We start from the raw sequence: 6,624 nt of genomic DNA on the forward strand, positions 1-6,624 counted from the left end.
TCGGGCCGATGATCTGGCCCGAAACGCCCCATCAACGCGAAGCATTGGCGGGCGGATAAGGTTGTTCAGAGCCGACTACATAGATGGTGAAAAATCTGTCGGCGCGAGCGCCTCTCGGGGGCTGCGCCCCCGCGCGCCTGGCGGCGCTCCCCCATTCCAGAAGCAGCAGCAACTCCTTCGCGTCCAGTCCTGTCTCCTCGGCCCTGGGCCCTGGTTCCTGGTGTCGCTGTTGCTTCATGAACTGGGGGGGGAGGAGCGCTAGCGACGGGGGGGCGTAGCCCCCCTATGACAACGTAGCTCGGGATCAAGCCGGCCTGAGCGAAGACGTCAAGGATCGAAGCGAAGGCCGGCTTGATCCCGAGCGGGCATTTAGAAACTGCATTTTGGTAATGCGTTTCTAAATGCATTTAAAAATACTGCAGCAACAACAATATGTTGCGCCGATGTTTTTCATGTGCTTGAATAGCGAAAGCCTCGGCGGGAACCGAGGCTTTCTGTTGGGCAAACGCACATGATTTCGCGGTCAAGCGTGCGCCCTAGCTGAGTAGGGATATTAGCATGATTGCTGATGAGATCAAGCACGTGACCGCGCCCCTTTTGAGGTGCGCGCGTGTCATCAAAGAGTAAAAGTCGATCATCGGGAAGGCGGAGGGAGACTGCCAGTCCAGGGGCGGAGCCCCCTCTTGGTATAAAGAGGCAATTCGTTGACATTGGCCCCTCCAAGACCGGCAAAGGTAAGCCTAACGGTCCCTCTGCTGATCAGATCGCCGAACGCCAAAAGCTGGAGATGCGTGAGCGTTACGCTGATCAGCGTGAGGCGTCGCGGATCATGTGGCGTCACTCTACTGACGGAAAACCGAAAGGTGTGACACTCTGCGGCTGGACCCTTCATGCTCAGGCAGATGATGTCGAGGTCATGCGGGAGACCGTTCCTGACGCACCAGCACGGTCATTTTTATGCGGGCTTCAGAAGTGTGGTTTGGGCTGGGTCTGTCCCCTTTGCACTTTGGCAAAGGCTGAGAAGGCCCGTCAGAATCTTAATGCGCTCCTCTCACGCGCCCGCCGTGAAGGCTGGCAGACTGTCATGGTCACGCTGACAGTTCGCCACGACGTGGACATGTCCCTTCCCTGGCTCTGGGAACGGCTGTCTGCTGCCTCTGATGAACTTCGGCGCACTTATGCTTGGAAGCAGGTGAACAAGCAGCTGATAGGCTCTGCCAAGGCAGTAGAAGCTACTCACGGCGCGAACGGATGGCATCCCCACTACCACGTCATTCTCGTCTTTAAGGCAGGTCTCACGGAAGATGAGGCTATCCAGAAAGCTGAAACCCTCAGGGCTGAGTGGGTGAACCAACTGACTGTCCAGGGGCTGACCGGCAATGACCGAGCGTTCCAAGTGCAAGGTGCGGCTTCCGCGGGCTCCTATATAACGAAGTGGGGCGCTGCCGAAGAGTTGAGCCTTGGTCACGTCAAGCAAGGTAGAGAGGGGCAGAGAAGTCCCTGGAACCTACTTCGAGACAGTCGCAATGGCGATCACGAAGCCGGTGAGCTGTGGCATACCTTCGTCACTACGATTAAAGGGACCCATCAGCTCCGGCTGACGCCTGGTCTACGCAAGCATGTCAAAGCAGAGCTTGAATATCTTGCTGAACGGAAGGCGGAAGACATTGCCGAAGGCCTATGTGCTCCGGAGCCTGAGCCCAAAGCTGTATCTTTGGCAAAGATTGAGCCTGAAGAGTGGAAGGCGACTGCCAGGCACAGACGCGTCTTGATCAGGGAAGCTGCGGCTGCACGAACCCTGAAAGAAGCTGAGCAAAGGCTTCGTGAAGCTCGTGAGGGTTCTCAAACAGATGCGGATCTCTTGAATCCTCAGCTCATAGAAGATGATGAGCCACCGCGTTTACGCGTCGATGATCGTCCGGAAATCCTGATGAAGCTGCATCCGTCTGAGAGGCGCCGGCGACGAGCTGAGCGTGAAAAGCTCACGGATGTCAGCTGGGAAGAAATGGCAGAGATGCCGTTTGATGAGTGATACTCTTCTGCAAGCCCGTAGGGCGCGCAGGAGCCACACTTGTAGTGGTCCGAAGGGCAAGGGGTGCCTACCTCGCGCAGCCAACGAGCAGAGCGTTGTTGAGCGGAGAGGGGGTTTCGAAAGGGGGCTACGCCCCCTTCGCCGGAGAGCCGTAAGCAAAATGTCCTCAGGACATTTTCGCTTACGGCTAGTAGGTTAACCTACGCGCGCGAGAAATCTTCCCGCGCGCGTTTTTCGGAAGGGACCAAATGACTGACGCATCAAAGGGCAACCCCCGAGCAATCTCTGTTCGTGTCGAGCATTACGACCGTGACAAAGCTATGCGTCAGCGCCGTCACGATATGCGCGACGGTCCACAGCCGGGATACATCCAAGCAGCTCTGACATCTGAAAACAGCCTCATTATTGAGCCACCTTCTGCGGCCTATTTTGCCTCTCTCTGCCAAAGGCGGCGAACAGGAAAAAAGCGTGCCATGCGTTCCAACGCGGCAGTGCTGACAGGCTCCATAATCACTTTCGGATCTGAGGCTCAGGCATGGGTAGGTGATCTGTCGAAGATAGATAGGGATGCGATGTTCCGCGCCGTTGCTGAGGCAGTAACTCAGCATCTGGGGGCTGATCTTTCAGGTCTAATCTCTCACGGCGATGAGTCAGCGCCTCATGCTCACGGATACAGCCCGGCCATACGGTCAGATGGTATGCCTCTGTCGAAGGTGATTACGCGTGCGATTGCTTCTGAGCTGCAAGACGTAGCGGCTGTGGCGGCTCGTCCTTGGCTTCCCTTGATTGAGCGTGGTAACCGCAAGCGTGACCGGTTAGAGGCCGGCGCTTCATATGCGGACACTGTGCATCGGACAGTAAGAGAGCTGCACCGCGACTTACCTGCCGATCTTGCGTTGAAACGATCGGAAGTTGAGGCCGAAAAGCTACGTTTGGATGAGGTTCGTAGCACTCTCGAGAAAAACAAACGCTTGGCTGAGAAAGCTCAGGCCGATTTGATGCGGTATCAGGACGATGCCACAAAGACTGAAAAGATCGCCAAACGTCTTTCGTCTTACCAGGCACGAGCTGAGAAAGCCCAAGCTGAGATAGAAGCTGCTGAAGAGAAAGCAGCGCATCTTCTCCAAAGCGCCCAGGCTACGGCTGAGAAGCTGACATTACGGGCTAAGGCGGAAGCTAAGAAAATCGAAGAAGATGCCGGGAAAGAGGCGATGGAGACCTTGGCTGATGCAAAAGATCACGCTGAACGGATCTCAGAAAAGGCTGCTGCTGTAATGTCCGCGACTATGGCGCTGGCTGAAGAGATTGCTGCGGGGACTCTCAGCGTCACGCCTGAAGGTAAGCCTCAGGCCCGTAACTTGCCGGCGATTCAGCAAGGCTTCCCCGATCTCCAGCCGGCTTTCATGGCGTCGGTTAAGGCCGCAGAGCGTATCAGGCGAAAAGAAGCCAAGGTTCAGTCCCTGATCGATCGTCTCTCAGGGACCTGGGAGGTGCTTACGCGCCTCTTCAAAAAGGCAGATATGCCCCTTGCTCTCCAGGTTGAGGGAGAGGATGCCCTGAGATTGGTTGAGAAAGATGTGGGAAAACGTGTTCCGCTTCCAGAGCTGCCCGGTCTCAACCGGTCACATCCTCCCAAGAAGTCTATCGAACCATCCAAGCGTTCGGGGCCGGGGTTCTAGAGCCTTCTCAAGTAGCTTTCCTAACCGATCCCGGTCTGCTCGAACCTCGTCCAGCTGTTCTCGAAGCATTCTGGCCTCTGTTTCAGCTATCGCCAAACGAGCCATGGCCTCCGAGGTTTCGGCAGGATGTGACCGGTCAGCGTCCGGATGGTGGCCGGCGTCAGTCCGGTCGCTATCCGGACGCTGACCAGCCCATCTTGCTGCCTCATCTTCTTCTACTTTCCATCGATTTTTATTGTCTCGTATTCCTCTTAGGGTGCCGCTTATTAGCGCTCGCATGACGCTGGATCTTCCGCAGGAAGCCAGTTTGGCGACTTGAGCAGGGGTCAGTAACCGGGACATGACCGGATAATGACCGGACTGATGATGCGGCGCAAGCACCGCATGACGGGGGCTGCGCCCGCGCACACCCTTCGGGTGCTCCCCGGCCATTCCTGAAGAAACAGTATCCTACGGATGTCCTCGGGGCGCATTATCGGTTCACTGATGACTACGGCAAGTCGCCCAGACTATCGGGGGGGTAACGAAACTTGATCAGAGAAGGAAACCAATTTTGAAAAAGACTACTAAGACTGATTTGGTTCAAGGCACTCACATCGAGGCTGCTCTAAGTTTTGCTAATGTCATAGGTAAGGCCGCAGCAACCCTTGCTCTTCCTCCAGGCTTTTCTACAGTAGCCGGAGTGATGCTAGATCTGGTTGTGAATAGAACATTATCTCAACGAGGAAATCAGTTTGCTCTTGAGGTTATCGAGCGAGTTCAGGCCCAAGAAGATCAGGGAAAGCCAAATCTTCAAGAAATTCTTCAGGAAGAGAGTGCAGCTGCCTTAATGTTAAGGGCTACAGAGGCAGCTATGCGCTCTTCTGGCCAGAGGAAGTTCGATGCGTTGCGTGAAGCTGCAATAAAAGGTCTTTTAAGTAGTGAAGCCCGAAGCGCGTCACCGGCGCAGATTGTAATAGGGATTTTAGACCGGATGACTGAACACCATATTATATTACTTCAATGGGAAAATGATAAGAATAATAAGTTATATACTCTAAAAGATATGTCAGATCCTAAAAATGATAAAGCACAACGAAGTAGATTTTATGGACAACCGGTTTATACTGACAAGTCCCTTCTTAAGAATCCTTCTTGTATCGCAATGATAAATGATGATTTTAATGCATTTGTAGAGAGAGACGATCAAATATCTTTTGAACTAGCTTCGTCAGATTTAATATCACTAGGGCTTTTAGAGCCTGTTTATCGTAGTGAGTTATATGATGATGATAGACGTGTTACAAGAATTCGAAAAACTTCTGAAATAGAGAAATACAAAATTTCTAAGCTTGGTGTTTTTGTATATGATTACATAAGTGGTGATAAAATAATGACTACATAGTCCGGCCTGAACAACTCTTACTGCATTGATTTTATGTGCTGAAGATGCGGTTTCATTCGCTTTGAATTGCAGGGTTTCGTATGCTTTGAGCAGAAACCCTGCAAATTCTGGTCGCCGATGAAGCCCCATTCCCGCGCCCCTGAACAGGATGACCTGCTCCGTCCGAGACTGGTCGACATGATCGATGCGCACCACGAGCTGGTGAAGCTTGCGGCGCTGATCGACTGGGAGTTTTTCGAGCGGGAGTGGGCAACCTTCTTCCCTTCGCACCAAGGGCGGCCGGCGACATCTCCACGCCTGGTGGCGGGGCTGATGTATCTCCAACATGCTTTCAAGCTCTCGGACGAGGCCGTCGTCGCCCGGTGGGTCGAAAATCCCTACTATCAACATTTCACCGGCGAGGCGTTCTTTCAGCACCGCCCGCCGATCGACCCGTCCTCGCTGACACGCTGGCGCAAGCGCATCGGCGAAGAAGGGGTAGAGTGGCTGCTGACCAAGACGATCGAGGCAGGTCGGGCATCTGGCGCCGTTACCGACAAGAGCCTGAAGCGGGTGGCTGTCGACACAACCGTGATGGAAAAGACCATCGCTCATCCGACGGATGCCCGGCTCTACGAGCGTGCCCGCGCCTTGCTGGTGGGCCTGGCCAGAAAGGCAGGGATCGATCTGCGCCAGAGCTACGCGCGGCTTGCCCCGCGACTGGCCGCCCAGGTGGGGCGCTATGCCCATGCCCGGCAGTTCAAGCGCATGCGCAAGGCCTTGCGCCAGCTCAAGGGCTATGTTGGCCGGGTGCGACGGGACCTGCGCCGCCACCTGCAGGACATCCCCGAAGGCGCGCTACGCGGAAGGGTGCTGGAGGCACTCTGGCTGGTCGGTCGCCTGCTCAAGCAAACGCCGAAGAGCAAGAACAAGCTCTATTCCCTGCACGAGCCCGAGGTCGACTGCATCTCCAAGGGCAAGGCCCGCATCCGCTACGAGTTCGGCACCAAGGTCAGTCTCGCCACCACCCTCGACGGAGGCTTCGTCGTGGGGGCCCGGAGCTTTCCTGGTAGCCCATACGACGGTCATACCCTGGCGTCTGCGCTCGAGCAGGTCACCATCCTGACTGACCAGGTGCCGGATCTCGCCGTCGTCGATCGCGGCTATCGCGGCCATGGCGTGGAGACCACTAAGGTCCTGATCAGCGGCACGAGACGCGGCATCACCCCGCTCCTGGCAAAGCTCCTCAGGCGACGAAGTGCTATCGAGCCGGAGATCGGGCACATGAAAACCGACGGACGTCTTGCCAGATGTCCGCTGAAGGGGCGCATCGGCGACGCAATCTTCGCCGTCCTCTGCGCCTGCGGTCACAATATCCGCAAGATCCTGGCCCATCTCAGGGCTCTTTGGGTCCTGCTCTTTCATCTGATCGGGCCGATGATCTGGCCCGAAACGCCCCATCAACGCGAAGCATTGGCGGGCGGATAAGGTTGTTCAGAGCCGACTACATAGATGGTGAAAAATCTGTCGGCGCGAGCGCCTCTCGGGGG

At 55.6% G+C, this 6,624-nt stretch carries 4 protein-coding genes; all 4 read left to right on the top strand.

Annotated elements, in window-relative coordinates:
• Positions 1–787: 787 nt before the first annotated feature.
• The 4 genes from OC184_RS19005 to OC184_RS19020 all read left to right on the top strand — a co-directional run bounded on the left by OC184_RS19005 (position 788) and on the right by OC184_RS19020 (position 6,562).
• The gene (locus OC184_RS19005) at positions 788–2,032 is read left to right on the top strand and encodes a protein rep (RefSeq protein ID WP_265508721.1); all 1,245 of its coding nucleotides are present in this window, start codon (positions 788–790) and stop codon (positions 2,030–2,032) included.
• A 248-nt stretch (positions 2,033–2,280) separates the two neighbouring features.
• A complete protein-coding gene (locus tag OC184_RS19010) occupies positions 2,281–3,711 on the top strand; it encodes a hypothetical protein (RefSeq protein ID WP_265508722.1) in 1,431 nt (476 codons plus the stop codon).
• Between the two features lie 553 nt (positions 3,712–4,264).
• Positions 4,265–5,095 carry a hypothetical protein gene (locus OC184_RS19015; RefSeq protein ID WP_265508723.1) on the top strand — a complete coding sequence of 277 codons (831 nt, stop codon included), beginning with the start codon at positions 4,265–4,267 and terminating at the stop codon, positions 5,093–5,095.
• A 117-nt stretch (positions 5,096–5,212) separates the two neighbouring features.
• Complete coding sequence (locus tag OC184_RS19020; RefSeq protein WP_265508725.1) at positions 5,213–6,562, top strand: IS5 family transposase; 1,350 nt, start codon at positions 5,213–5,215, stop codon at positions 6,560–6,562.
• Positions 6,563–6,624: the final 62 nt, after the last annotated feature.

Source organism: Paracoccus rhizosphaerae (genome assembly GCF_026162645.1).
Lineage (GTDB): Bacteria > Pseudomonadota > Alphaproteobacteria > Rhodobacterales > Rhodobacteraceae > Paracoccus > Paracoccus rhizosphaerae.